We start from the raw sequence: 22,092 nt of genomic DNA on the forward strand, positions 1-22,092 counted from the left end.
CGAGCAGGCTCGCTCCCACAGGGAAATGCGATCAACGGTGGGAGCGGGCTTGCCCGCGAAAGGGCCGGTTGCCTCAACACACATTTTTGGATGAACCCATGCTCCAACTGATCCTCGGCGGCGCCCGCTCCGGCAAGAGTCGTCTGGCGGAAAAACTCGCCAGTGACAGCCATCTGGCGGTGACTTACATCGCCACCAGCCAGCCGCTGGACGGCGAAATGAACCAGCGCGTCGCCCATCACCGCGCGCGTCGTCCGGCTGAATGGGCGTTGATCGAAGAGCCACTGGAACTGGCCCGCGTGCTGCGCGAATCCGCCGGCGCCGAGCGCTGCCTGCTGGTCGATTGCCTGACCCTGTGGCTGACCAATCTGCTCATGCTCGACGACGCCGAACGTCTCGCGGCCGAGCGTGAAGCCTTGCTCGATTGCCTGGCGTCGTTGCCGGGCGAAATCATTTTTGTCAGCAACGAAACCGGAATGGGTGTCGTGCCGCTGGGCGAATTGACCCGCCGCTATGTCGATGAAGCCGGTTGGCTGCATCAAGCTCTGGCCGAGCGTTGTCAGCGAGTTGTCCTGACTGTTGCCGGCCTGCCCCTGACTTTGAAAGGACCTGCGTTATGAGCCCGACCTGGTGGCTGAACCCGTGCAAAACCGTGAACTCGGACATCATCGAGCAAGCGACCGAGCGCCAGCAGCAACTGACCAAACCGGCCGGTTCGTTGGGGCGCCTTGAATCGGTGGCCGTGCAACTGGCCGGTCTGCAAGGTCAGCTCAAGCCAACGCTGGAGCAAGTCTGGATCGCGATTTTCGCTGGCGACCATGGCGTGGTAGCCGAAGGCGTATCGGCTTATCCGCAAGAAGTTACCGGGCAGATGCTGCTCAACTTTGTCAGCGGCGGCGCGGCGATCAGCGTGCTGGCGCGTCAGCTCGGTGCGCAACTGGAAGTGGTCGATCTGGGCACGGTGAATCCGGCGCTGAATCTGCCCGGCGTGCGCCATCTGAACATTGGCGCGGGAACGGCGAACTTCGCTCAGGGCGCAGCGATGACTCAGGCGCAGGGCGAATCGGCCTTGCAGGCCGGTCGCGACAGCGTCTTGCGCGCGAAAGCCGCCGGCACCCAGTTGTTCATCGGCGGCGAGATGGGCATCGGCAATACCACGGCGGCCAGTGCGCTGGCCTGTGCCTTGCTCGATTGCCCGGTGGCGCACCTGACTGGTCCCGGCACCGGGCTGAATGCCGCTGGCGTCAGCCACAAGGCGCACGTCATCGAACGCGCGCTGGCGCTGCATGCCGCGCAGCGTGGCGATGCCTTGCAGACGCTGTTCAATCTCGGCGGCTTCGAGATTGCCGCGTTGGTCGGCGCCTATCTGGCCTGCGCGCAGGAAGGCATTGCGGTGCTGGTCGACGGTTTTATCTGCACGGTTGCGGCACTGGTCGCGGTGCGTTTGAATCCGGCCTGTCGCGAGTGGCTGTTGTTTGGCCATCGCGGTGCCGAGCCGGGCCACCGCCATGTGCTGGAAACCTTGAGCGCCGAGCCGCTGCTGGAGCTCGGCCTGCGCTTGGGCGAGGCCAGTGGCGCGGCGTTGGCGGTGCCGTTGTTGCGCCTGGCGTGTGACCTGCACGGGCAAATGGCGACGTTTGCCGAAGCGGCTGTCGCGGATCGCCCGGCATGAGCCTGCGCCTGGATCTGCTGCGCCATGGCGAGACGGAGCTGGGCGGCGGCTTGCGTGGCAGCCTCGACGATGCGCTGACTGAAAACGGCTGGACGCAGATGCGTGCGGCGGTGATCGACGGCGGGCCGTGGGATCGCATCGTCAGTTCGCCATTGCAGCGCTGCGCGCGCTTCGCCGCCGAACTCGGTGAGCAATTGAACCTGTCCGTGCATCTGGACAAGGATCTGCAGGAGCTGCATTTCGGCGCGTGGGAAGGGCAAAGCGCGGCGGCGTTGATGGAAACGGACGCCGAAGCGCTGGGGCTGTTCTGGGCCGATCCCTATGGCTTCACGCCCCCGCAAGGTGAGCCGGTCAGCAGGTTTTCCGCACGGGTGTTGGCGGCGGTCGCGCGGTTGCAGGCGGCTTACGCCGGCGAACGGATTCTGCTGGTCAGCCACGGCGGCGTGATGCGCTTGTTGCTCGCGCAGGCACGTGGTCTGCCGCGCGAACAGTTGCTCAATGTCGAGGTCGGCCACGGCGCGCTGTTTGCGCTGACGGTCGAGGCTGATGGCGCGCTCAAGGAAGGTCACTGAGATGTTGCCGCTGTGGATCGCCTTGCAATTTCTCAGCAGCCTGCCGATTCGCTTGCCAGGCATGCCAGAACCGCAACAGCTTGGCCGGTCGCTGCTGTTTTATCCGCTGGTGGGATTGCTGTTCGGGCTGATCCTCTTCGCGTTGAATCTGTTGTTGGCCGGCGCGCCGTTGTTGCTGCATGCGGCGCTGTTGCTGACCGTGTGGGTATTGCTCAGCGGCGCGCTGCATCTCGATGGCCTGGCCGACAGCGCCGATGCCTGGCTCGGCGGTTTTGGTGATCGCGAGCGCACGCTGACGATCATGAAAGATCCGCGCAGCGGGCCGATTGCGGTGGTCACGCTGGTGCTGGTGTTGTTGCTCAAATTTGCCGCGCTGCTGGCACTGATCGAACAAGGGCATACCCTGGCGCTGATCATCGTGCCGGTGCTCGGGCGAGCGGCGCTGTTGGGGTTGTTTCTGACTACGCCGTATGTGCGTGCGGGTGGCTTGGGTCAGGCACTGGCCGATCATCTGCCGCGCAGAGCGGGGTGGTGGGTGCTGGGGTTGAGTGCGCTGGGCTGCGTGTTCATCGCGGGTATTGGCGCGGTGCTGATTTCGCTGCTCGGGTTTGTCTGGCTACGGCGTTTGATGATGCGGCGGTTGGGCGGGACTACCGGGGACACGGCGGGGGCGTTGCTGGAATTGCTGGAGATGGGGGTGTTGGTGGGGCTCGCTTTGGTCTGAAGGATTTGCGGAGATGATGCCGGCCCCTTCGCGAGCAGGCTCGCTCCCACCTTCGAAATGCAATCCCCTGTGGGAGCGAGCCTGCTCGCGAAGGCGGCCTCACCGGCAACAATGATGTTCAGAGTAAACTCATCTGTAACTTGATTTAACACACTCGCGGGTATATACACGCATCATGCTTCCTTCTCAGTGTTTGTGCACCAACCTGCGTCGCGCCGCGCGTGGCGTCAGCAGGCATTACGACGGCGCTCTCGACGGCTTCGGGATCAACGTTGCCCAGTATTCTCTGCTGTGCAATCTGCAGCGACTGGAGCAACCGAGCATTTCCGAACTGGCAGAGGCCATGGGGCTGGATCGCAGCACCTTGGGGCGCAACTTGCGCGTGCTCGAGGGCGAAGGTCTGGTGGCGCTGGCCGAAGGCGAGGACATGCGCAACCGTATCGTGCGCCTCACCGAAACCGGCGTGCAGCGGCTGGCAGCGGCATTGCCGGCGTGGGAAGCGGCGCAACAGCGGCTGATCGACCGGCTCGGTGCCGAGAAGCGCGAAACCTTGCTCAAACTGCTCGACGAACTGGCCTGACGCCGGTTTTTTCGCGCTCAAGCGGGTATATACCCGCGACTGGAGAATAACAATGACATCGATGTGGCGTACGTGCGGTTGGGTGTTGCTGGGGAGTGCGCTGATCCTGGCGTTGTCATTGGGCGTGCGCCACGGGTTCGGTCTGTTCCTGTCGCCGATGAGCGCGCAGTTCGGCTGGGGGCGCGAGGTGTTTGCCTTCGCCATCGCCCTGCAGAACCTGATCTGGGGCCTGGCGCAGCCATTCACCGGCGCGCTGGCTGACCGCTTCGGCGCGGCGAAAGTGGTGCTGGTCGGTGGGATCCTCTACGCGGCGGGCCTGGTGTGCATGGGCCTGTCTGATTCGGCAGTGACTCTGTCACTCAGTGCCGGCCTGCTGATCGGTATCGGTCTTTCGGGCACTTCGTTTTCGGTCATTCTTGGTGTTGTGGGTCGCGCTGTGCCGCCAGAGAAACGCAGCATGGGCATGGGTATCGCCAGCGCCGCCGGTTCGTTCGGCCAGTTCGCCATGTTGCCAGGCACCCTCGGGTTGATCGGCTGGCTCGGCTGGTCCGCCGCATTGCTGGTGCTGGGCCTGTTGGTGGCGATGATCGTGCCGCTGGTGAGCATGCTCAAGGACAAGCCACTGCCGGTGCTTGGCCATGAACAGACTCTTTCCGAAGCGCTGCGTGAGGCCTGCTCGCACTCCGGTTTCTGGCTGCTGGCGTTCGGCTTTTTTGTCTGCGGTTTTCAGGTGGTGTTCATTGGCGTGCACTTGCCAGCGTATCTGGTCGATCAGCATCTGCCGGCGACCGTCGGCACTACGGTGCTGGCGTTGATCGGGCTGTTCAATATCTTCGGCACTTACACCGCCGGCTGGCTTGGTGGCCGCATGTCGAAACCGCGTCTGTTGACGGCGTTGTATCTACTGCGCGCGGTGGTGATCGTGCTGTTCCTGTGGTTGCCGGTGACGACCACCACAGCGTATCTGTTCGGTATGGCCATGGGCTTCCTGTGGCTATCGACGGTACCGTTGACCAACGGTACGGTGGCGACCTTGTTCGGCGTGCGCAATTTGTCCATGCTCGGTGGCATCGTCTTTCTGTTCCATCAGCTCGGCTCGTTCCTTGGCGGCTGGCTGGGCGGGGTGGTGTACGACCGAACCGGGAGTTATGACTTGATCTGGCAAGTGGCGGTTCTCTTGAGCCTGCTGGCGGCGGCGTTGAACTGGCCGGTGCGTGAGCGTCCGGTGGCGCGCCTGCAAGCCGCGTCGAGTGCAGCATGAGCCGGATCTGCGCGCGGGTCATTGGTGCCGCACTGGCTGCTGCGCTGTTGGCGCTGGTGTGGTGGGGCTGGCAGCGCGGCGGTCTGGCGCTGATGCAATTGGGCATGAGCATTTGCTAGATGGCAGCGTGGCGAGTAACGTCGAAGCCTGATGACTGCCCAAGGAAATTCAACATGTTGATGCGCTGGTGTGCTGTTCCCGCGTTGCTGATGGCGTTGACTGGCCTGGCCCAGGCCGCCGATTGTCCTGAGCTGCTGCAAGGCTCGCTGCCCAAGCTGCGCGCCAAGGAATCCATCGATCTGTGCAAGCAGTACGCCGACAAGCCGCTGGTGGTGGTCAATACCGCCAGCTTCTGCGGTTTCGCCCCGCAGTTCGAAGGCCTCGAGGCGCTGAACAAGCGCTACAAGGCGCAAGGGTTGGAGATGCTTGGTGTGCCGTCGAATGACTTCAAGCAGGAGTCCAAGGACAGCGCGGAAACCGCCAAGGTCTGCTACGCCAATTATGGCGTGACGTTCAACATGACCGAGCCGCAGAAGGTTCGCGGCGATGACGCCACGCACCTGTTCCAGGTATTGGCCGCGCAGAGCAATGCGCCGAAGTGGAATTTCTACAAGTATGTGGTCGACCGGCAGGGCAAGGTGGTGGCGAGTTTTTCCAGTTTGACCAAACCGGATGATCCCGAGTTTATCGCCGCGATCGAAAAGGCAATCGCCTCCAAACCGCTGAAGCCCTGATTAATGCTGTTCTCTGTGGGAGCGAGCCTGCTCGCGAAGCGGTGTGTCAGTTAGCACATCAACATCTAACATACCGCCTTCGCGAGCAGGCTCGCTCCCACAAGGGTGATTTAGTCGTTCCAGTGATAAGTTGCAGGCATGAAAAAGCCCCGCCTCTGTAAAGAGAGCGGGGCTTTTTGGTGGGCGAGGGGTTAGCCTCGCCACGGTGATCAGAAGCGGTAAGTCGCGCCGACACCGAAGCCGTTTGCCGAGTTTTCATACTTGGCATCGTAGGTCTGGCCACGCGCGTTTTCGTTGCGGATGTTGACCGACTCTTCTTTGAGGTACGAGTACGCGACGTCGATGGTCAGGTCGTCGGTCGGGCTCCAGCCGGCACCGATACTGAAGATGGTGCGGTCGCCAGTCGGGATACGTGGCGAGCGGTCTTCGTTATTGGTTGGCGATTGGTCGAAGGTCAGACCGGTACGCAGTACCCATTCCTTGTTCAACTGGTACGAGGTACCCACGGCATAGGCCCAGGAGTCATGCCAGTTCTGGTCTTCGTTGATCGAACCGAACTGACCGGCCAGTAGAGGCTGCACGCCGGAGTTCTTCACGGTGATCTTGTCCAGCTGGCTCCAGCGGGTCCAGGTGGTGCCGGCGTAGACGTTCCAGCGATCGTTGATCGCCTGGGTGACCGACAGGTCCACGGATTCCGGCGTGGTGATCTTCAACGAAGCGTCGTACTTCTGGTTGGCGCCAACGCCCACCAGCGCCAGAGCGTTGTAGTTGACCTTGGTGTCGCCTTCAAGCTTGTAGTCGACCTTGGAGTGGTAGGTCAGGCCGACACGGGTGGTGTCGGTGGCCTGGACCAGCAAGCCGACGTTGTAACCCAGCGCGGTGTCGTCACCCTTGATCTTGACCTTGCCGTCCGGCAGTGCCTGGGTGATCGACAGGTTGGATTCCAGCGAGCCGTCGATGCGGTTGATGGTCGGGCCGAAACCGATCGACACCTTGTCGTTGAAGGCATAGCTGACGGTTGGCTGGAAGGTGATGACTTGCACTTCGGACTTGCTGCCGAAGTAACGACCGGCGAAGCCGTTTTCATAATCCGTGATCAGGCCGAATGGCACATATACACCGAGACCGAATGCCCAGTGATCATCGATCGGTTTTACATAGAAGCCCATCGGTACGGCGGTGAGGGGCACCATGTCGCCCTTGTTGCTGCCGCCATTAGGGCTGGAGCTGGTATCGCTGATATCGGTATGCGCGTCGACCAGGGCGACGCCGCCGGTGACTTGTTCGCGCTTGATGCGCGCCATGCCTGCCGGGTTGCCATAAACAGTGCTTGCGTCGTCGGCAGAAGAAGATCGCCCGGCAAAACCAGTCCCCATCCCACTGATGCTTTGTTCGTTGAGGGCAAAACCTGCCGCGAAGATTTGTGTAGAGGCAAGGGTAACGGCGAGGCTAAGGGTGGTTTTGAGCATGACTTTTTTCATTATTAGAACTCCTGGTGATCACCGGGGCGAAAATTACCAACATTTTCGTCCCAGCGCTATAGCCTGTATGCCTTGAGTTAGAGCGGTTTTGTAGGACAATCCGACCAAAATGGCGACCTGATGGGAGAACTTGTGAAACCGCCCGGTCAGCAAGCGACCTGATTCAGCGGTGAAACACAGGTTTGCCACGCATAGGTGAAGTCGCGCAAACGGCCTTGCGGTTGAAAGGTCTGGCGCCAGATACGCGCCATGCCGAGCAGGTCGGTCGGAGCGGGGAGGGTGGGGTTTTGTTCTTCCACCAGCAGCCAGGCGATGGCCGTGGCGTAACGCAGGTTGACGGTCAGTTCCAGATGCGGGCCGCTGAGGAATGCGTGCTGGCTGGCGAGGCCGCGCACCAGGCTGGCGCGCTCCGGATCAAGCGCCAGGTAATCATCCCAGAGCGCCTGGTGGCGGTGCTCGGCGATCCGATAGAGGCCGTGGCCACGGCGGTCATGCAGGGCAGAGCCGAGGGCGGACTGGCTGGCAGCGATGCCCAGCAGCAGGGATTCGGCGGTTGCGCAGTGGCGTCCCAGATAAATCAGTGTGGGACGGATCACATAGCGGCACAGTTCGCTGGCAGCGATACCCATAACACCCTCGGTTCTTGTTATTGAGGGCGAGTCCTGAAGGGGCTTTGGCAGCAGTGGATCGAATCAGGCTCGCCGCAAGCGGGTCACGCCGCTTGAGTTGAAGTGTAGTGTCATATTCAGCGTGTAAAGGTCTGTTTTTAAAATATTTCTGCCATCGCATTCCAAACGTTAGATCGGAATATGCTTAGAAGCGCAGCGTTAACAGTGAAATATCAGGCAATAAAAAGCCCCGCTTTTCAGCAGGGCTTTGCTTTTGCAGCCTGTTCGGCTTTCAGGCAACCAGTGCCTGACGGGTACGCTCGATCACGGCCTGCAGCGGCTCGGCGCTGGAGTATTGATCGGGGTACAAGCGCTCGCTGTGACGAGCGATCCCGTGTTCATTGACCACGGTGAAGCTGAAGCAGCCTTTGCGAGCGGCCATGATCAGGCAGTTCATTGGAGCAAAAGCGTTGGTTAGGGTGCGAATGGCATCCTGAGTCTGGATTTGAGTAGACATAGTTATTAGGTGTTCCTACAAATGACACGGATAAGAACCGTGCAACGTTAAAACGTTCCAGTAACGTTGATCACCATTGATCGAACGAAGAACCCGACTGGAACAAAGCAGCCAGTTTGAAGCGCTGATAAATGAGCGCGCTTGGGCTGGCAGGTAGGTACTTAGGAGGACAGGCATCACAGCGAGGGCAAAGGTTCTGGGCCCGGGGTGAAGATCCTGATCAATTTGCAGGTTGGTTCGGTCAGAGTAAGTGTTCTTCGCTACGCCCTTTGTTTTCGTTCAAAGGCAGCGTCGTCGCAAGATTTACCTGGAAACCATCGAGGGGTCGTTCCCGCTTTTTTCGGCAGTGGCTTCCTGTTGGAAGTTGACCGTGGGGAGATATTCGACCGGAATTGACTTTCAGCTTGGTACTAACGCCGCGGATAGTAACGGATCCGTTCCGGCGAAGCAAACCCCATGACCAAAAAAGGGATCACAGGGAAAGGTCGTGTCGCACCGTCCGTCGGCGTGCAGGCTTTTCGCGGAGCCTTTGGATCGTTCGCAGTTGCGCAAAATGACCCGAAAAAGCGCATGCATATAACCGTGTCGCAGGTACTTGTGCACATTAGTTGCGCAGAGCGTAACGCAACTGTCACATCGATCCTGACTCCAGTCGCTGCCTGTATCAAAAGTTTAAGTCAATGAAAAATATCGTCTTTTTTTGTTGGTGAAAAAATCGTCAGTTTGACTGCGAGCCCCATTCCATAAGGCTTTGCGAGGATCGGAGGGCGGTTGTCCACTGACTTATCCACAGCTTCTGTGGATTGTCCCTAGCGCTTGCTCTAGGACGGGCGTGCCGGGTTTTTTTCGACTTTACCTGTAAGAAAAAGAGAGTAAAGTGGCGCGCCTTCCGATCTGTCCCGCAGTGCTTTATGAAGTTTCGCTCAGTATCAGACTCTGTTACCTCCAACCCGACCTCTGTTACCGCTCCCAAGCGTTTTTCCGTGCGTGTGGCCGAATGGCTGCTCGATGCGCCGCGCCTGAGCGACAGTCCCAGCGCCAAGCACCTGGCCGGCCGTCTGCTCAAGCAACCGGCCCGAGAAGGCGTGGTCGCCGCACAAAGCCGTCTCGGCCAATTGATTTGCCGGGAGTGCGGCAATGCCCGTGACCGGCGTATCGGCCAGGAGCTGCTGCGTCAGGCCGCCCGCGCCGGCGACCGTCGCGCGCAGCAGGAACTCGGTCTGATCGAAGACTGAGCTGTCCAAGCCCAGACACCTTGGTTAACCTTCAAGCTTTATCCGATTGGCAGGAGTCGCTATGGCTATGGACTTGACCAGCGTATTGCTCGGTCTTGCGGCGGCAGGGTTGCCGCTGTTGGCGCTGGCCTGGCAACTGCAACGCAGGGCCAGCAACGCCCAGGCCGATCTGGCCTTGCTCGAGGAGCGCCTGGCCATGGCGCAACTGGCTCAGGACGGCCTCACCGCGCAGCTTGAAGCGAGCCGCGATGAAATCGCCGATCTCGGCCAGGCCAATGCCGCCAAACAGGCAGACCTCGCTGCCCTGCGCCGCGAAGTCGAGTTGTTGCAGATCGAGCGCGATGATGCCCGCGACGCCTCCCACGCCTGGAACCTTGAACGCGCCAACAAGGACGCTGAGTTACGCCGCCTCGACGCCCACGCTGCCTCGCTGAGCGCCGAACTGCGAGAGCAACAGGAAAGCCATCAACAACGTCTCAACGACCTGCAAGGCTCACGCGATGAACTGCGCGCGCAATTCGCCGAGCTGGCCGGCAAGATCTTCGATGAGCGTGAGCAGCGCTTTGCCGAAACCAGCCAGCAGCGGCTCGGGCAGTTGCTTGATCCGTTGAAAGAGCGCATCCAGTCCTTTGAAAAACGCGTTGAAGAAAGCTATCAGGCCGAAGCCCGCGAGCGCTTCTCGCTGGCCAAGGAGCTGGAGCGTTTGCAGGCGTTGAACCTGCGTCTGAGCGACGAAGCCACCAATCTGACTCGCGCGCTCAAGGGCCAGAAAACCCAGGGCAACTGGGGCGAATTGATCCTTGAGCGGGTTCTGGAGCACGCAGGTCTGGAGAAGGGCCGCGAGTACCAGACTCAGGTCAATCTCAAAGGCCCGGACGGCGAGCGCTTCCAGCCTGATGTGATCATTTATCTGCCCGGCGACAAGCAGGTGGTGGTCGACTCGAAAGTCAGTCTCACGGCCTATCAACAATATGTTGCCGCCGATGACGACACCCTCGGGCAGATCGCGATCAAGCAGCATGTGCTGTCGCTGCGCAATCACGTCAAGGGCTTGGCCGGTAAGGACTACAAACGCCTGGAAGGCCTGCACAGCCTCGATTTCGTTTTGCTGTTCGTACCGATCGAAGCGGCATTTTCTGCGGCATTGCAGGCTGAACCGTCGCTGTTTCAGGATGCTTTCGACCGTAATATCGTGATCGTCAGCCCGACTACGCTGCTGGCCACGTTGCGGGTGATCGACAGTCTGTGGAAGCAGGAGCGGCAGAGCCAGAATGCCCGGGAAATCGCCGAGCGCGCGGGTTGGCTGTACGACAAGTTCGTGTTGTTTATTCAGGATCTGGACGAAGTGGGCAATCGTCTGCAGCAACTGGACAAGGCTTACAGCTCAGCGCGCAACAAGCTGACAGAGGGGCGCGGTAATCTGGTCAGCCGCAGTGAGCAGTTGAAGTTGCTCGGTGCGCGGGCGAGCAAGAGCTTGCCGGCGGATTTGCTCGAGCGGGCGATGACTGATGTTGATGGGTTGGTTGAGTTGCCTGAGTAGGCGTCGTTTTTTGGGCTGATTGGGGGCATATCCGTTGCTGCGGTCGTGGCGGCTGGCGGTTTCGCCTGACGGCGACTTACTTTTTTACAAGCGCCAAAAAAAGTAAGCAAAAAACGCTAGCTCCTACGTTCGGCCCTCGCAGGCTCGGGTTCCTTCGCTGCGGGACTGATCCGGGCGCAGCGGCTCCGGTTTGCTTCGCTGCACCTCCTTCCGCTGTGTCTGGCTGCGCCAGACGGTCGCTGCGCTCCCACGCCCGGATCAATCCCTCCGCTCAGCCTTCCGACGTCGCCGGTGGATCAAGATCAAAAGCACTCGAGCTAACGCTCATTGTTGAGTGGTGCGGCTTCGCTGCTTTGCTTTTGCTTTTGCTTTTGCTTTTGTGGGAGCGGGCCTGCTCGCGAAGGCGGCCTGACAGCCGACCTGTTCCTTACGGTTGTACCCAAATCCAAATGTGGGAGCGAGCCTGCTCGCGAAAGCGGCCTGACAGCCGACCTGTTACTTGCGGTTGTACCCAAATCCAAATGTGGGAGCGAGCTTGCTCGCGAAGGCGGCCTGACAGCCGACCTGTTCCTTGCGGTTGTACCCAAATCCAATTGTAGGAGCGAGCCTGCTCGCGAAGGCGGCCTGACAGCCGACCTGTTCCTTGCGGTTGTACCCAATCCCAAATGTGGGAGCGGGCTTGCTCGCGAAAGCGGCCTGACAGCCGACCTGTTACTTGCGGTTGTACCCAAATCCAAATGTGGGAGCGAGCCTGCTCGCGAAGACGTCTGCTAGATCACCTTCTACAACGGCAAATACCGACTCAACAGTGCCCGCAACGCTGCCGGCTTCACCGGTTTGGCCAGGTAATCCAGGCCCGCCGCATGCACTTGCGCCACGGTCTCCGGGCGTCCATCCGCGCTGATGACCACGCCGGGCACGGGTTCACCCAGGCGCGTGCGCAACCAGGCCATCAGCTCTGTGCCGGTGTCGCCGTGGTCGAGGTGATAGTCGACCAACGCCAGTTGTGGTCGCACACCTTCATTCAATATCGCTGCGCATTCTTCGCGGTTGCGCGCCGTCCACACTTGGCAGCCCCAGCGACTCAACAGGCTGTTCATGCCGATCAGGATGCTGTCTTCGTTATCGATGCACAGTACCTGCGCGCCGCTGAGCAGTTTTCCGTTCAGTTCCACCGTGGCGCTAACTGGAGGCGTTTGTGTGCGGGCGATGGGCACCGTCACGCTGAACACACTGCCGCGCCCCGGCCAGGAGCGAACGCGCAGGGTGTGCCCGAGCACGCGGCACAAGCCATCGGCGATCGCCAGGCCCAGGCCCAGGCCTTTTTCGGCGCGGGTCTGGTGGCTGTCGAGGCGTTTGAATTCTTCGAAAATCACTTGCTGCTTGTCTTCCGGAATACCCGGGCCGCGATCCCAGACTTCCAGACACAGCTCGCCACCGCGCCGACGCACGCCCAGCAGCACCGGGCCTTTGGCGTATCGGAACGCGTTGGTGAGGAAGTTTTGCAGAATCCGCCGCAGCAGTTTGATGTCGCTGTCGATGCGCAATTGACTGCCACGCACCCGGAACGTGAGCTTTTGCTCTTGAGCCAGCGCCTTGAATTCTGCGCCGAGGGTGTCGAACAGTTCGTTGACGGCGAAGGCTTTGCGATCCGGGTTGATCTTGCCGTTTTCCAGGCGCGAGATGTCCAGCAGATCGCTGATCAGGTCTTCCGCCGAACGCAGCGAGCTGTCGAGGTGTTGCACCAACTGCTGCGCCTCTGCGCTCAAGCCTTCGTTCTGGTGGGAGAGGGCGGCGGAGAACAGTCGCGCGGCGTTCAGCGGTTGCATCAAGTCGTGGCTGACGGCGGCGAGGAAGCGGGTTTTCGACTGGTTGGCCGCCTCGGCATTGCCCTTGGCTTCGGTGAGCGCGACGTTGAGTTGCGACAGTTCCTGGGTGCGTTCGCTGACCCGTTGCTCGAGCCCTTCGTTCGCCTCGGTCAGCGCCTGTTCGGCTTCGCGGAACGCGGTAATGTCGGTGAAACTCATGACGAATCCGCCGCCAGGCATCGGGTTGCCGATCAGCTCGATTACCCGGCCATTGGGGAATAGCCGTTCGGAAGTGTGCGCACGGCCCTGACGCATCCAGTGCAGACGCCTCGCAACGTGCACTTCAGCTTCGCCGGGGCCGCACAAACCGCGTTCGGCGTTGTAGCGAATGATGTCGGCAATCGGCCGGCCGACGCTGATCAGGCCGTCGGGGTAGTTGAACAGCTCCAGATAACGCCGGTTCCACGCCACCAGTTTCAGCGACTGGTCGACCACGCTGATGCCCTGGGTGATGTTCTCGATCGCGCCTTGCAGCAGCGCGCGGTTGAACTGCAGCACTTCCGAGGCTTCGTCAGCGATTCGGACTACGTCCTCCAACTGCATTTCCCGACCTTCGATGGCGGCCTTTACTACGGCGCGCGTCGAAGAAGCGCCGAGGACACCAGCCAGCAAGCGTTCGGTGTGGGCAATCCATTCGCTGTCGGCGTTCTGGTTGGGGTTGAAGCCCTTGCCCTGACGGTAGGCGAAGCGAATGAAGCTCTGCCGCGCGCGTTCTTCGCCGACGAAACGCGCCGCCAGTTGCAGCAGATCGTCGATCTGTACCGCCAGCATCGAACGAGCATTAGGTCGTGCGCTGATTTCCTGACCGATAAAACGCCCGGCCTGCCAGTGCTCGGAAACCCGCGTGCGCGACAGCACCGAGACCCAGGCGAACAGGGTGAAATTACCCGCCAGCGACAGCACCACGCCTTGGGTCAACGGGGTGATCGGCAGGTTCAGCGGATTGCTGTGCAGCCACGCCAAGCCGGGGAAGCTCGCCAGTGACCAGCCGAGACTGTGCGCGGCAATCGGCAGTACCAGCGTGTAGAACCAGAGGAACGTGCCGGTGGCGAGGCCGGCGAACACGCCCCGGCGGTTGGCCTGTTTCCAGTACAGCGCGCCGAGCATGGCAGGCGCCAGTTGCGTCACCGCGGCGAAGGCGATCTGGCCGATGGTCGCCAGGCTTGCGGTCGAGCCGAGCAAGCGATAACTGACGTAGGCCAGCAGCAGAATCACCACAATACTCACGCGGCGCACCGAGAGCATCCACTGGCGGAACACCTCGAACGGGCGCTCGGCATTGTTGCGCCGCAAAAGCCACGGCAACAGCATGTCGTTGGAAACCATGGTCGACAGGGCGACGCTGGCGACAATCACCATGCCGGTCGCTGCCGATGCGCCACCAATAAACGCCAGCATCGCCAGCGCCGGATGGGCCTGGGCCAACGGCAGGCTGATCACGAACGAGTCGGGCAGCACATCACTAGGCAGCATCATCTGACCGGCAAGGGCGATCGGGACTACAAACAGTGCGGCCAACGCCAGATAGGCGGGGAACACCCATTTCGCCAGGCGCAGATCCTGCGGGTCGATGTTCTCCACCACGGTCACGTGAAATTGCCGGGGCAGGCAAATGATCGCCATCATCGCCACGCCGGTCTGCACCACCATCGATGGCCAGTTGATGGTTTCCTTCCAGTACGCCTCAAGGCGCGGGGCGAGCATTGCCTGATTGAACAGGTCGTCGAAACCGTCATACAGGCCGTACGTGACGAAGGCGCCGACGGCGAGAAAGGCGAACAGCTTGACCAGCGATTCGAACGCGATCGCCAGCACCATGCCACGGTGGTGTTCGGTGGCGTCGAGGTTGCGCGTACCGAAAACGATGGTGAACAACGCCAGCACCAGCGACACGATCAGCGCCGTGTCTTGAGCGCGGGTGCCCATGGCATCGGCGCCGGCGCCGATCAGCAGGTTCACGCCAAGGACAATGCCTTTGAGTTGCAGGGCAATATAGGGCAGCACGCCGACCAGACAGATCAGCGCCACAACCACCGCCAGCGATTGTGACTTGCCGTAGCGCGCGGCGATGAAGTCGGCGATGGAGGTGATGTTCTCCTGTTTGCTGATCATCACCATTTTCTGCAGGACCCACGGCGCGCCCACCAGCAGCAGGATCGGCCCGAGGTAGATCGGCAGGAATGACCACAGTTGTTCCGCCGCCTGACCGACCGCGCCAAAGAATGTCCAACTGGTGCAGTAAACCGCCAGTGACAGGCTGTACACCCAGGCGCGCACCCGTGGCGGCAACGGCGTGCTGCGACGGTCGCCGTAGAAGGCGATTGCGAACATGATGGCCATGTAGGCCAGGGCAACGACGGCGATCAGCCCGGTGGACAACGACATGCAGCACTCCCGACAAAAGACTCCCCGGCACTCCTGCCCGGGCGGACAGTCTCGCACGCGCGCGGCGGTTAGTCAGTGTCGACCAAGGTCGTGGCGTGGCGGGGTGTCGCAGGCGGGGTACCGGGTGGTTTTTGTGGTGACCGGGCGGGCCTCTTCGCGAGCAGGCTCGCTCCCACGTTCTGGAATGCATTCCCTTGTGGGAGCGAGCCTGCTCGCGAAGGCGTCAGTCCAGGCGCAGCGCAATATCGATCAGGCGATGGAGCTCATCAACCTCCAGCGCCGTGGCCGAAAACAGAATCCGGAACACCACCGGCGCCACCACCAGATTGATCAAGCGATCAACACTCGGTGTCTTTTCATCCGGATAGCGATCGACAATGGTCTGCAACTGCGCACCGATGATCGCCACGCAATACCCCGGCGTGGCGCTCGCCTGCACGTCACGCATCATGTTGCGCCCGACCTCCGAGCTCATCTCGTCGAGATATTGCTCGGCCCACGCACAGATATCGCCGCGCAGGTTGCCAGTGTTCGCCGGCTCGCTGTCCGGGCGCATGCGGGCGAGGGCGACGTCCGCCAGCAACGCCGCCAGATCACCCCAGCGTCGATAAATCGTCGACGGCGTTACCCCCGCGCGGGCGGCGATTTGCGGGACGGTCACGGTGGAACGTTCCTGCTCTTGCAGCAGCGCATTGACCGCCGAATGAATCGACTCTTGCACCCGGGCGCTGCGGCCACCGGGGCGTAAACCTTCTTTAATAGCCATGCGGCAGACCTTAACACAAAGAATTTGCTTTAAGCGCTGGGCGGTAGCACACTCCGCAAAAGCAAAAAATTAGCTTTTGCGGAGTGTGCCCATGACCAGCCCCTTGAATAATGTCGCTTCCCACCGGTCCAGCTTGTGGTTTCTGGCGATCACCTTACTCAGTTTTCTCGCCGCTTCCACCGCTCCGACGCCGTTGTATCACTTGTATCAGGATCAACTGCATTTCTCGGCAGCGATGTTGGCGCTGATCTTCGCCGTTTACGCTTTCAGTCTGTTGGCGGCGTTGCTGACGGTTGGTTCGCTTTCCGACCATCTCGGACGCAAACCGGTGATCTTCAGTGCCGTGCTGCTCAATGCGCTGGCGATGCTGCTGTTCATTTATGCCGACAGCGTGTCGTGGTTGATCGGCGCGCGGGTGCTGCAGGGTTTCGCCACCGGCATGGCCACCGCCGTTTTGAGCGCAACATTGCTCGATGCCGATCGCCAGCAGGGGCCGCTGGTTAACAGCGTCGCGCCGTTACTGGGTATGGCTCTGGGCGGTTTGGGTTGTGGCTTGCTGGCGGAATTCGCGCCGGCGCCGTTACAGCTGACTTACTGGTTACTGTTGGCACTGTTTGTGTTGCAAGGCGTGTATGTCTGGCGCTTGCCGGAAAGTGTCTCGCGGCAAGGCGGGGCGCTGGCGTCGTTGCGGCCGACCCTGCACGTGCCGGTGCAAGCGCGTTCAACGTTGTGGCGAGTGCTGCCACTGAACACCGCAACCTGGGCGCTCGGTGGTTTTTATGCCTCGCTGGCACCGTCATTGGTGCGCACGGCCACTGGCTCTACCTCCAATCTGATCGGCGGTGCGACGGTCGCGGCGCTCACCGTGACCGGTGCGTTGATGATTTTTACGATGCGCAATCGCCCGGCCGCTCAGGCGCTGCGGCTGGGCGCGAGTCTGCTGCCGATCGGGCTGATGCTGATTCTGCTCGGCGTGCATGGCGCCAGTCTGTCGCTGTTTTTTTTCGGCACACTGGTCGCCGGATGCGGCTTCGGCTCGGGATTCCTCGGTGCGGTGCGCAGTCTGGTGCCGCTGGCTTTGCCGCATGAACGAGCCGGCTTGATGTCAGCTTATTACGTGCTCAGCTATCTGGCGTTCTGTTTGCCGGCGTTGCTTGCCGGGTATCTGGCGCGCAACTTTGGACTGCTGGCGACCACCGATGGTTACGGCGTTGTGTTGATCGTGCTGGCGGTTGCTGCGCTGCTGCTCAGTCTGCGTCCGCAGGCGGGCAGAGTTTGCAGCGCTCCTTAGCGCGTGTGGACACTTATCTGCAAAGCAGATAACAGTTAGAGATATTACCCGTTATATCGATATTCGATTCGGATCTACCATGGACTCAACCTCACCAGAGGACAGGAGTTCATGATGATTTGCCCCAACAGTGTCACCCCCGGCTACAAACCTTTCAGTCAGCTTCAACATCCTCGTGAAGTGATTCGCCAATTCACGCCGAACTGGTTCGCCGCAACCATGGGCACCGGTGTGCTGGCATTGGCACTTGCTCAGTTGCCGCTGGCCATTCCCGGATTGCGCGCCGTGGCCGAGGGGCTGTGGCTGTTCAACATTCTCTTGTTCAGCCTGTTTACCGCTGCCTACGCCGCGCGCTGGATTTTGTTCTTTGACGAGGCGCGGCGGATTTTCGGCCATTCCACCGTGTCGATGTTCTTCGGCACCATTCCCATGGGCCTGGCGACGATCATCAACGGCTTTCTGTTGTTCGGGCTGCCGCGCTGGGGCGACGGTGTTATTCAACTTGTTGAAGTGTTGTGGTGGATCGATGTGGCGATGTCGCTGGCCTGCGGTGTGCTGATTCCGTACATGATGTTTACCCGTCAGGAACACAGCATCGATCAGATGACCGCGGTCTGGTTGCTGCCGGTGGTGGCAGCGGAAGTGGCAGCGGCCAGCGGTGGCCTGCTCGCCCCGCATCTGACCGACGCCCATGGGCAACTCGTCGTACTGACCACCAGCTATGTGCTCTGGGCTTTCTCCCTGCCAGTGGCGTTCAGCATTCTCACCATTCTGTTGCTGCGCATGGCCCTGCACAAACTGCCCCACGAAAACATGGCCGCGTCGAGCTGGCTGGCGCTGGGTCCGATCGGCACCGGTGCGCTGGGCATGTTGCTGTTGGGCGGTGAGGCACCAGCGATTTTTGCCGCGAATGGTCTGCCCGGCGTCGGTGAAATTGCTTCAGGCCTGGGTCTGGTCGCTGGGATCACGCTGTGGGGTTTTGGTCTGTGGTGGATGTTGATGGCGCTGCTGATCACCGTGCGTTATCTGCGTGACGGCATTCCGTTCAACCTCGGCTGGTGGGGCTTCACCTTCCCATTGGGGGTGTATTCGCTGGCGACGCTGAAACTGGCAAGTATCCTCAACCTGACATTTTTCAGTGTGTTCGGTACGGCGCTGGTGATTTTGTTGGCGGCAATGTGGCTGATCGTCGGCAAGCGCACCGTGCAGGGCGCGTGGCGAGGCGAGCTGTTTGTCTCGCCGTGTATCGCAGGTTTGAAGAAATAATCCGAAAAGTTTAGGTAAGGTGTGGCCTGGATCGTGGTGCGGGATTCCAATAACAAGCACCCAGGCCTCACTACCTAACATCAGGAAACACGGAAGATGAGTCACCCCTCACAGTTCAACCTGTTGCGCACCCGGCGCTTTTTGCCCTTCTTTATTACCCAGTCGCTCGGCGCGTTCAACGACAACGTGTTCAAGCAGTCGTTGATCCTCGCCATCCTCTATCGGTTGACCATCGAGGGCGATCGCTCGATCTGGGTCAACCTCTGCGCGCTGCTGTTTATCCTGCCGTTTTTCCTGTTCTCGGCGCTGGCCGGGCAGTTCGGGGAAAAATTCGCCAAGGACGCGCTGATCCGTCTGATCAAACTCGCGGAAATCGCCATCATGGCCGTAGGATCGATCGGTTTTCTCTTCGATCATCTGTCGTTGATGCTGGTGGCGCTGTTCGCCATGGGCACTCACTCGGCTTTGTTCGGCCCGGTGAAGTATTCGATCCTGCCGCAGGCCTTGCGCGACGATGAACTGGTCGGCGGCAACGGTCTGGTGGAAATGGGCACGTTTCTGGCGATTCTCGCCGGCACCATCGGCGCCGGGATCATGATGTCGTCCGAGCACTACGCGCCGGTAGTCTCCGCAGCGATCGTCGGCATTGCCGTGCTGGGTTATCTGGCCAGCCGCAGCATTCCGCGCGCGGCGGCCTCGTCGCCGGAAATGCGCCTGAACTGGAATATCTTCAGCCAGTCCTGGGCGACTCTGAAACTCGGTCTGGGCCAGACACCTGCGGTGTCGCGCTCGATTGTCGGTAACTCGTGGTTCTGGTTCGTCGGGGCGATCTACCTGACGCAGATCCCGGCCTACGCCAAGGAATGGATGCACGGTGACGAAACCGTGGTCACGTTGATTTTGACGGTGTTTTCGGTGGGCATCGCGCTGGGTTCGATGCTCTGCGAAAAGCTCTCCGGGCGCAAAGTCGAGATCGGACTGGTGCCCTTTGGCTCGTTTGGCCTGACCGTGTTCGGCCTGTTGCTGTGGTGGCATTCCGGTGGGATCCCGGACAGCGTCACCGGCCATAGCTGGATTGCCGTGCTGGGCTTCGTGCACACCTGGGCGGTGTTGATCGACATCCTTGGCCTGGGCATTTTCGGTGGTTTCTATATTGTGCCGCTGTACGCGCTGATCCAGTCGCGCACGGCTGAAAACGAACGGGCGAGGGTGATTGCCGCCAACAACATTCTCAACGCGCTGTTTATGGTGGTGTCGGCGATTGTTTCGATTGTTTTGTTGAGCGTCGCCAAGCTGTCGATCCCGCAACTGTTCCTGGTGGTGTCGCTGCTGAACATCGGCGTCAACGCCTACATCTTCAAGATCGTTCCGGAATTCAGCATGCGCTTCATGATCTGGCTGCTCAGCCATTCCATGTACCGCGTCGAGCACCGCAACCTTGAAGCGATCCCGGACGAGGGCGCGGCGCTGCTGGTGTGCAACCACGTGTCGTTCGTTGATGCCTTGCTCATCGGCGGGGCGGTGCGTAGGCCGATTCGCTTTGTCATGTACTACAAGATCTACAACCTGCCCGTGCTGAACTTCATTTTTCGCACGGCGGGCGCGATTCCTATCGCCGGACGCCAGGAAGATATCCAGATCTACGAAAAAGCCTTCACTCGCATCGCTCAGTATCTGAAGGACGGCGAACTGGTGTGCATTTTCCCGGAAGGTAAATTGACCGCCGATGGCGAGATCAACGAGTTTCGTGGCGGCGTGACGCGGATTCTCGAAGAGACCCCGGTACCGGTGATTCCGCTGGCGCTGCAAGGATTGTGGGGGAGTTTCTTCAGTCGCGATCCGAACAAGGGCTTGTTCCATCGGCTGTGGTCGCGGGTGACGCTGGTGGCCGGACCGGCGATTACCGAAGGGACGGAGCCGGCGAAGTTGCAGGTGTTGGTGGGGGAGTTGCGCGGGGCTGTCAGATAGTCGGTGTATCAAAAGGCCCCTTCGCGAGCAGGTTCGCTCTCACAGTTGGCCCTGTTCCAATAACGGAACGCGGTTGAATGTGGGAGCGAGCCTGCTCGCGAAGACGCTAGTGGCTTAAGCGCTGACTTTAAGGCCTATCAAACCTGTGACGATCAACGCCACACTGACCAGCCGAATCAGCGCCATCGACTCGCCGAACAAAATGATCCCGGCGATCACCGTACCCACGGCACCGACACCGGTCCAGATCGCATACGCCGTACCCAACGGCAATTCCTTCATCGCCAGACCGAGCAAACCAAGGCTGATGGCCATGGCGGCAACGGTCAGGGCAGTGGGGAGCGGGCGGGTGAAGCCGTCGGTGTATTTCAGGCCGACGGCCCAGCCGACTTCGAACAGGCCGGCGCAAAACAGAATGATCCAGGACATGCAGGACCTCCATCGATTGACGGGGTCGTCCCCAGATTAATGACTCGTGCGAGCCGCAGGGTCGTCCCCGCGTTGCGCAATATAGTGACGAGCATTAACCCGAGGATCAAGTTTTCAGCCTCAATCGGCAGCCCGTTGTGCGAGGTTGTCGCGGTCTTCCTTTTCGCTCATGCGCCGGAAGTACGTCGACAGCAGCGCTCCGGAAATATTGTGCCAAACGCTGAACAGCGCGCTCGGCACCGCCGCCAATGGCGAGAAGTGCGCACTGGCCAATGCCGCGCCCAGTCCCGAATTCTGCATGCCGACTTCCAGTGCCAGCGACTTGCGCTGAGCCAGCGGCAAGCCGAACAGGCGCCCGGTGAAGTAGCCGAGCAGATAACCGAAGCTGTTGTGCAGCATGACCACGGCCATGATCAGCAGGCCGGACTCGGCGATTTTCGCCTGACTCGCCGCCACCACGGCGGTGACAATAATCACGATGCTGACCACCGACACCAGCGGCAACACATCCACCGCATGCCGCACCTTGTCGCCGAGCAGCCGCTGCGCGACCACGCCGAGAACGATCGGCAACAGCACCACTTGCAGGATCGACCAGAACAGCTCCATGAACGATACCGGCAACCACGCCGAGGCGAGCAGCCAGATCAGTGCCGGGGTCAACAGTGGGGCGAGGAGGGTGGTGACCGCGGCAATCGCCACCGAAAGCGCCAGATCACCGCGCGCCAGCCAAGTCATCACGTTCGAAGAGGTGCCGCTCGGGCAGCAACCGACCAGAATCACCCCGACGGCGATTTCCGGCGGCAGGTGAAACACCTGGCAGAGCAACCACGCCACACCGGGCATGATCACGAAATGCGCAACCACGCCCAGCGCCACCCGCCATGGGTGGCGAGCGACGGCGGCGAAGTCGTCGAGTTTGAGGGTCAGGCCCATGCCGAACATCACCAGACCCAGCAGCGGTACGATCGCGCTTTTCAGGCCGATGAACCACGCCGGTTGCAGGAAGGCCACGACGGCGAATATCAGAACCCAATAAGCGAAGGTATTGCCGACAAAGCGGCTGAGTGCAGCCAGTGCGCGCATGGCTTGATCCTTATTTTTGGTTACACCACAAAACATTGTGGGAGCGAGCCTGCTCGCGAATGCGGTGAGCCAGACACATTAATGTTGACTGGCACACCGCATTCGCGAG

The 22,092-nt window shown here is 60.7% G+C and carries 20 protein-coding genes; 13 read left to right on the forward strand and 7 right to left on the reverse strand.

Features of this window, described 5'->3' with window-relative positions:
* The first annotated feature begins 98 nt into the window (after positions 1 to 98).
* The 8 genes from cobU (at position 99) to PS14A_RS07350 (ending at position 5,543) form a co-directional block, all read left to right on the forward strand.
* Complete coding sequence (gene cobU, locus PS14A_RS07320; RefSeq protein WP_039763697.1) at positions 99 to 620, forward strand: bifunctional adenosylcobinamide kinase/adenosylcobinamide-phosphate guanylyltransferase; 522 nt, start codon at positions 99 to 101, stop codon at positions 618 to 620.
* On the forward strand, positions 617 to 1,672 hold the full coding sequence (gene cobT, locus PS14A_RS07325; RefSeq protein WP_212615617.1) for a nicotinate-nucleotide--dimethylbenzimidazole phosphoribosyltransferase: 1,056 nt from the start codon (positions 617 to 619) through the stop codon (positions 1,670 to 1,672). The genes cobU and cobT overlap by 4 nt, the downstream gene beginning before the upstream one ends.
* Positions 1,669 to 2,244 carry an alpha-ribazole phosphatase family protein gene (cobC, locus tag PS14A_RS07330; protein WP_212615618.1) on the forward strand — a complete coding sequence of 192 codons (576 nt, stop codon included), beginning with the start codon at positions 1,669 to 1,671 and terminating at the stop codon, positions 2,242 to 2,244. Before cobT ends, cobC begins: the two co-directional genes overlap by 4 nt.
* A 1-nt stretch (position 2,245) precedes the next feature.
* Entirely contained in the window at positions 2,246 to 2,968 is a 723-nt protein-coding gene (locus PS14A_RS07335; protein WP_212615619.1) for an adenosylcobinamide-GDP ribazoletransferase, read from the forward strand.
* A gap of 175 nt (positions 2,969 to 3,143) precedes the next feature.
* Positions 3,144 to 3,548, forward strand: a complete 405-nt coding sequence (locus PS14A_RS07340; RefSeq protein WP_016773714.1) for a MarR family transcriptional regulator — start codon at positions 3,144 to 3,146, stop codon at positions 3,546 to 3,548.
* Between the two features lie 52 nt (positions 3,549 to 3,600).
* Entirely contained in the window at positions 3,601 to 4,809 is a 1,209-nt protein-coding gene (locus PS14A_RS07345; protein WP_137215939.1) for an MFS transporter, read from the forward strand.
* Positions 4,806 to 4,928, forward strand: a complete 123-nt coding sequence (locus tag PS14A_RS26735) for a hypothetical protein (RefSeq protein WP_282961452.1) — start codon at positions 4,806 to 4,808, stop codon at positions 4,926 to 4,928. Before PS14A_RS07345 ends, PS14A_RS26735 begins: the two co-directional genes overlap by 4 nt.
* Positions 4,929 to 4,982: 54 nt before the next feature.
* Positions 4,983 to 5,543, forward strand: coding sequence for a hypothetical protein (locus tag PS14A_RS07350; protein WP_071171497.1), 561 nt, complete (start codon positions 4,983 to 4,985; stop codon positions 5,541 to 5,543).
* A gap of 209 nt (positions 5,544 to 5,752) precedes the next feature.
* Here PS14A_RS07350 and PS14A_RS07355 read toward each other — a convergent pair whose 3' ends face one another.
* The 3 genes from PS14A_RS07355 to PS14A_RS07365 form a co-directional block, all read right to left on the reverse strand.
* Positions 5,753 to 7,024 (reverse strand): outer membrane protein transport protein, encoded by a 1,272-nt coding sequence (locus tag PS14A_RS07355; RefSeq protein WP_056783953.1) that lies wholly within the window; start codon positions 7,022 to 7,024, stop codon positions 5,753 to 5,755.
* 146 nt (positions 7,025 to 7,170) lie between these two features.
* A complete protein-coding gene (locus PS14A_RS07360) occupies positions 7,171 to 7,653 on the reverse strand; it encodes a hypothetical protein (RefSeq protein WP_024012180.1) in 483 nt (160 codons plus the stop codon).
* A gap of 271 nt (positions 7,654 to 7,924) precedes the next feature.
* Positions 7,925 to 8,149, reverse strand: a complete 225-nt coding sequence (locus tag PS14A_RS07365; RefSeq protein WP_016773719.1) for a hypothetical protein — start codon at positions 8,147 to 8,149, stop codon at positions 7,925 to 7,927.
* A gap of 911 nt (positions 8,150 to 9,060) precedes the next feature.
* Here PS14A_RS07365 and PS14A_RS07370 point away from each other — a divergent pair.
* Together PS14A_RS07370 and rmuC are read left to right on the forward strand one after the other, a co-directional pair.
* Positions 9,061 to 9,384 (forward strand): hypothetical protein, encoded by a 324-nt coding sequence (locus PS14A_RS07370; RefSeq protein ID WP_024012181.1) that lies wholly within the window; start codon positions 9,061 to 9,063, stop codon positions 9,382 to 9,384.
* A 175-nt stretch (positions 9,385 to 9,559) separates the two neighbouring features.
* A complete protein-coding gene (rmuC, locus tag PS14A_RS07375; RefSeq protein ID WP_163012219.1) occupies positions 9,560 to 10,924 on the forward strand; it encodes a DNA recombination protein RmuC in 1,365 nt (454 codons plus the stop codon).
* A 782-nt stretch (positions 10,925 to 11,706) separates the two neighbouring features.
* Here the strand turns inward: rmuC and PS14A_RS07380 are convergent.
* On the reverse strand, positions 11,707 to 15,177 hold the full coding sequence (locus PS14A_RS07380; protein WP_024012183.1) for a PAS domain-containing hybrid sensor histidine kinase/response regulator: 3,471 nt from the start codon (positions 15,175 to 15,177) through the stop codon (positions 11,707 to 11,709).
* Positions 15,178 to 15,400: 223 nt separating this feature from the next.
* Positions 15,401 to 15,943, reverse strand: coding sequence for a TetR/AcrR family transcriptional regulator (locus PS14A_RS07385; protein WP_212615620.1), 543 nt, complete (start codon positions 15,941 to 15,943; stop codon positions 15,401 to 15,403).
* Positions 15,944 to 16,046: 103 nt separating this feature from the next.
* Here PS14A_RS07385 and PS14A_RS07390 point away from each other — a divergent pair, with 103 nt between their 5' ends.
* The 3 genes from PS14A_RS07390 (at position 16,047) to PS14A_RS07400 (ending at position 20,468) form a co-directional block, all read left to right on the forward strand.
* Positions 16,047 to 17,234, forward strand: coding sequence for an MFS transporter (locus PS14A_RS07390; RefSeq protein WP_212615634.1), 1,188 nt, complete (start codon positions 16,047 to 16,049; stop codon positions 17,232 to 17,234).
* Between the two features lie 114 nt (positions 17,235 to 17,348).
* A complete protein-coding gene (locus PS14A_RS07395; protein WP_122752090.1) occupies positions 17,349 to 18,500 on the forward strand; it encodes a TDT family transporter in 1,152 nt (383 codons plus the stop codon).
* Between the two features lie 96 nt (positions 18,501 to 18,596).
* Positions 18,597 to 20,468 (forward strand): MFS transporter, encoded by a 1,872-nt coding sequence (locus PS14A_RS07400; protein WP_212615621.1) that lies wholly within the window; start codon positions 18,597 to 18,599, stop codon positions 20,466 to 20,468.
* A gap of 114 nt (positions 20,469 to 20,582) precedes the next feature.
* On the opposite strand, the gene sugE is transcribed toward PS14A_RS07400, so the two are convergent.
* Positions 20,583 to 20,897: a quaternary ammonium compound efflux SMR transporter SugE gene (sugE, locus tag PS14A_RS07405; protein ID WP_024012188.1), complete on the reverse strand. Its 315-nt coding sequence runs from the start codon at positions 20,895 to 20,897 to the stop codon at positions 20,583 to 20,585.
* Between the two features lie 120 nt (positions 20,898 to 21,017).
* Positions 21,018 to 21,983, reverse strand: coding sequence for a bile acid:sodium symporter family protein (locus PS14A_RS07410; protein ID WP_041479525.1), 966 nt, complete (start codon positions 21,981 to 21,983; stop codon positions 21,018 to 21,020).
* Positions 21,984 to 22,092 lie beyond the last annotated feature (109 nt).

It is taken from the genome of Pseudomonas sp. 14A (genome assembly GCF_018132745.1).
Taxonomy (GTDB): Bacteria; Pseudomonadota; Gammaproteobacteria; order Pseudomonadales; family Pseudomonadaceae; genus Aquipseudomonas; species Aquipseudomonas mercuritolerans.

What these genes read in the sequence shown, in the direction of transcription:
- cobU (WP_039763697.1), top strand. Translation starts at nt 99, where the DNA reads ATGCTCCAACTGATCCTCGGCGGCGCCCGCTCCGGCAAGAGTCGTCTG.
- cobT (WP_212615617.1), top strand. Translation starts at nt 617, where the DNA reads ATGAGCCCGACCTGGTGGCTGAACCCGTGCAAAACCGTGAACTCGGAC.
- cobC (WP_212615618.1), top strand. Translation starts at nt 1,669, where the DNA reads ATGAGCCTGCGCCTGGATCTGCTGCGCCATGGCGAGACGGAGCTGGGC.
- PS14A_RS07335 (WP_212615619.1), top strand. Translation starts at nt 2,246, where the DNA reads ATGTTGCCGCTGTGGATCGCCTTGCAATTTCTCAGCAGCCTGCCGATT.
- PS14A_RS07340 (WP_016773714.1), top strand. Translation starts at nt 3,144, where the DNA reads ATGCTTCCTTCTCAGTGTTTGTGCACCAACCTGCGTCGCGCCGCGCGT.
- PS14A_RS07345 (WP_137215939.1), top strand. Translation starts at nt 3,601, where the DNA reads ATGACATCGATGTGGCGTACGTGCGGTTGGGTGTTGCTGGGGAGTGCG.
- PS14A_RS26735 (WP_282961452.1), top strand. Translation starts at nt 4,806, where the DNA reads ATGAGCCGGATCTGCGCGCGGGTCATTGGTGCCGCACTGGCTGCTGCG.
- PS14A_RS07350 (WP_071171497.1), top strand. Translation starts at nt 4,983, where the DNA reads ATGTTGATGCGCTGGTGTGCTGTTCCCGCGTTGCTGATGGCGTTGACT.
- PS14A_RS07355 (WP_056783953.1), bottom strand. Translation starts at nt 7,024, where the DNA reads ATGAAAAAAGTCATGCTCAAAACCACCCTTAGCCTCGCCGTTACCCTT.
- PS14A_RS07360 (WP_024012180.1), bottom strand. Translation starts at nt 7,653, where the DNA reads ATGGGTATCGCTGCCAGCGAACTGTGCCGCTATGTGATCCGTCCCACA.
- PS14A_RS07365 (WP_016773719.1), bottom strand. Translation starts at nt 8,149, where the DNA reads ATGTCTACTCAAATCCAGACTCAGGATGCCATTCGCACCCTAACCAAC.
- PS14A_RS07370 (WP_024012181.1), top strand. Translation starts at nt 9,061, where the DNA reads ATGAAGTTTCGCTCAGTATCAGACTCTGTTACCTCCAACCCGACCTCT.
- PS14A_RS07380 (WP_024012183.1), bottom strand. Translation starts at nt 15,177, where the DNA reads ATGTCGTTGTCCACCGGGCTGATCGCCGTCGTTGCCCTGGCCTACATG.
- PS14A_RS07385 (WP_212615620.1), bottom strand. Translation starts at nt 15,943, where the DNA reads ATGGCTATTAAAGAAGGTTTACGCCCCGGTGGCCGCAGCGCCCGGGTG.
- PS14A_RS07395 (WP_122752090.1), top strand. Translation starts at nt 17,349, where the DNA reads ATGATTTGCCCCAACAGTGTCACCCCCGGCTACAAACCTTTCAGTCAG.
- PS14A_RS07400 (WP_212615621.1), top strand. Translation starts at nt 18,597, where the DNA reads ATGAGTCACCCCTCACAGTTCAACCTGTTGCGCACCCGGCGCTTTTTG.
- sugE (WP_024012188.1), bottom strand. Translation starts at nt 20,897, where the DNA reads ATGTCCTGGATCATTCTGTTTTGCGCCGGCCTGTTCGAAGTCGGCTGG.
- PS14A_RS07410 (WP_041479525.1), bottom strand. Translation starts at nt 21,983, where the DNA reads ATGCGCGCACTGGCTGCACTCAGCCGCTTTGTCGGCAATACCTTCGCT.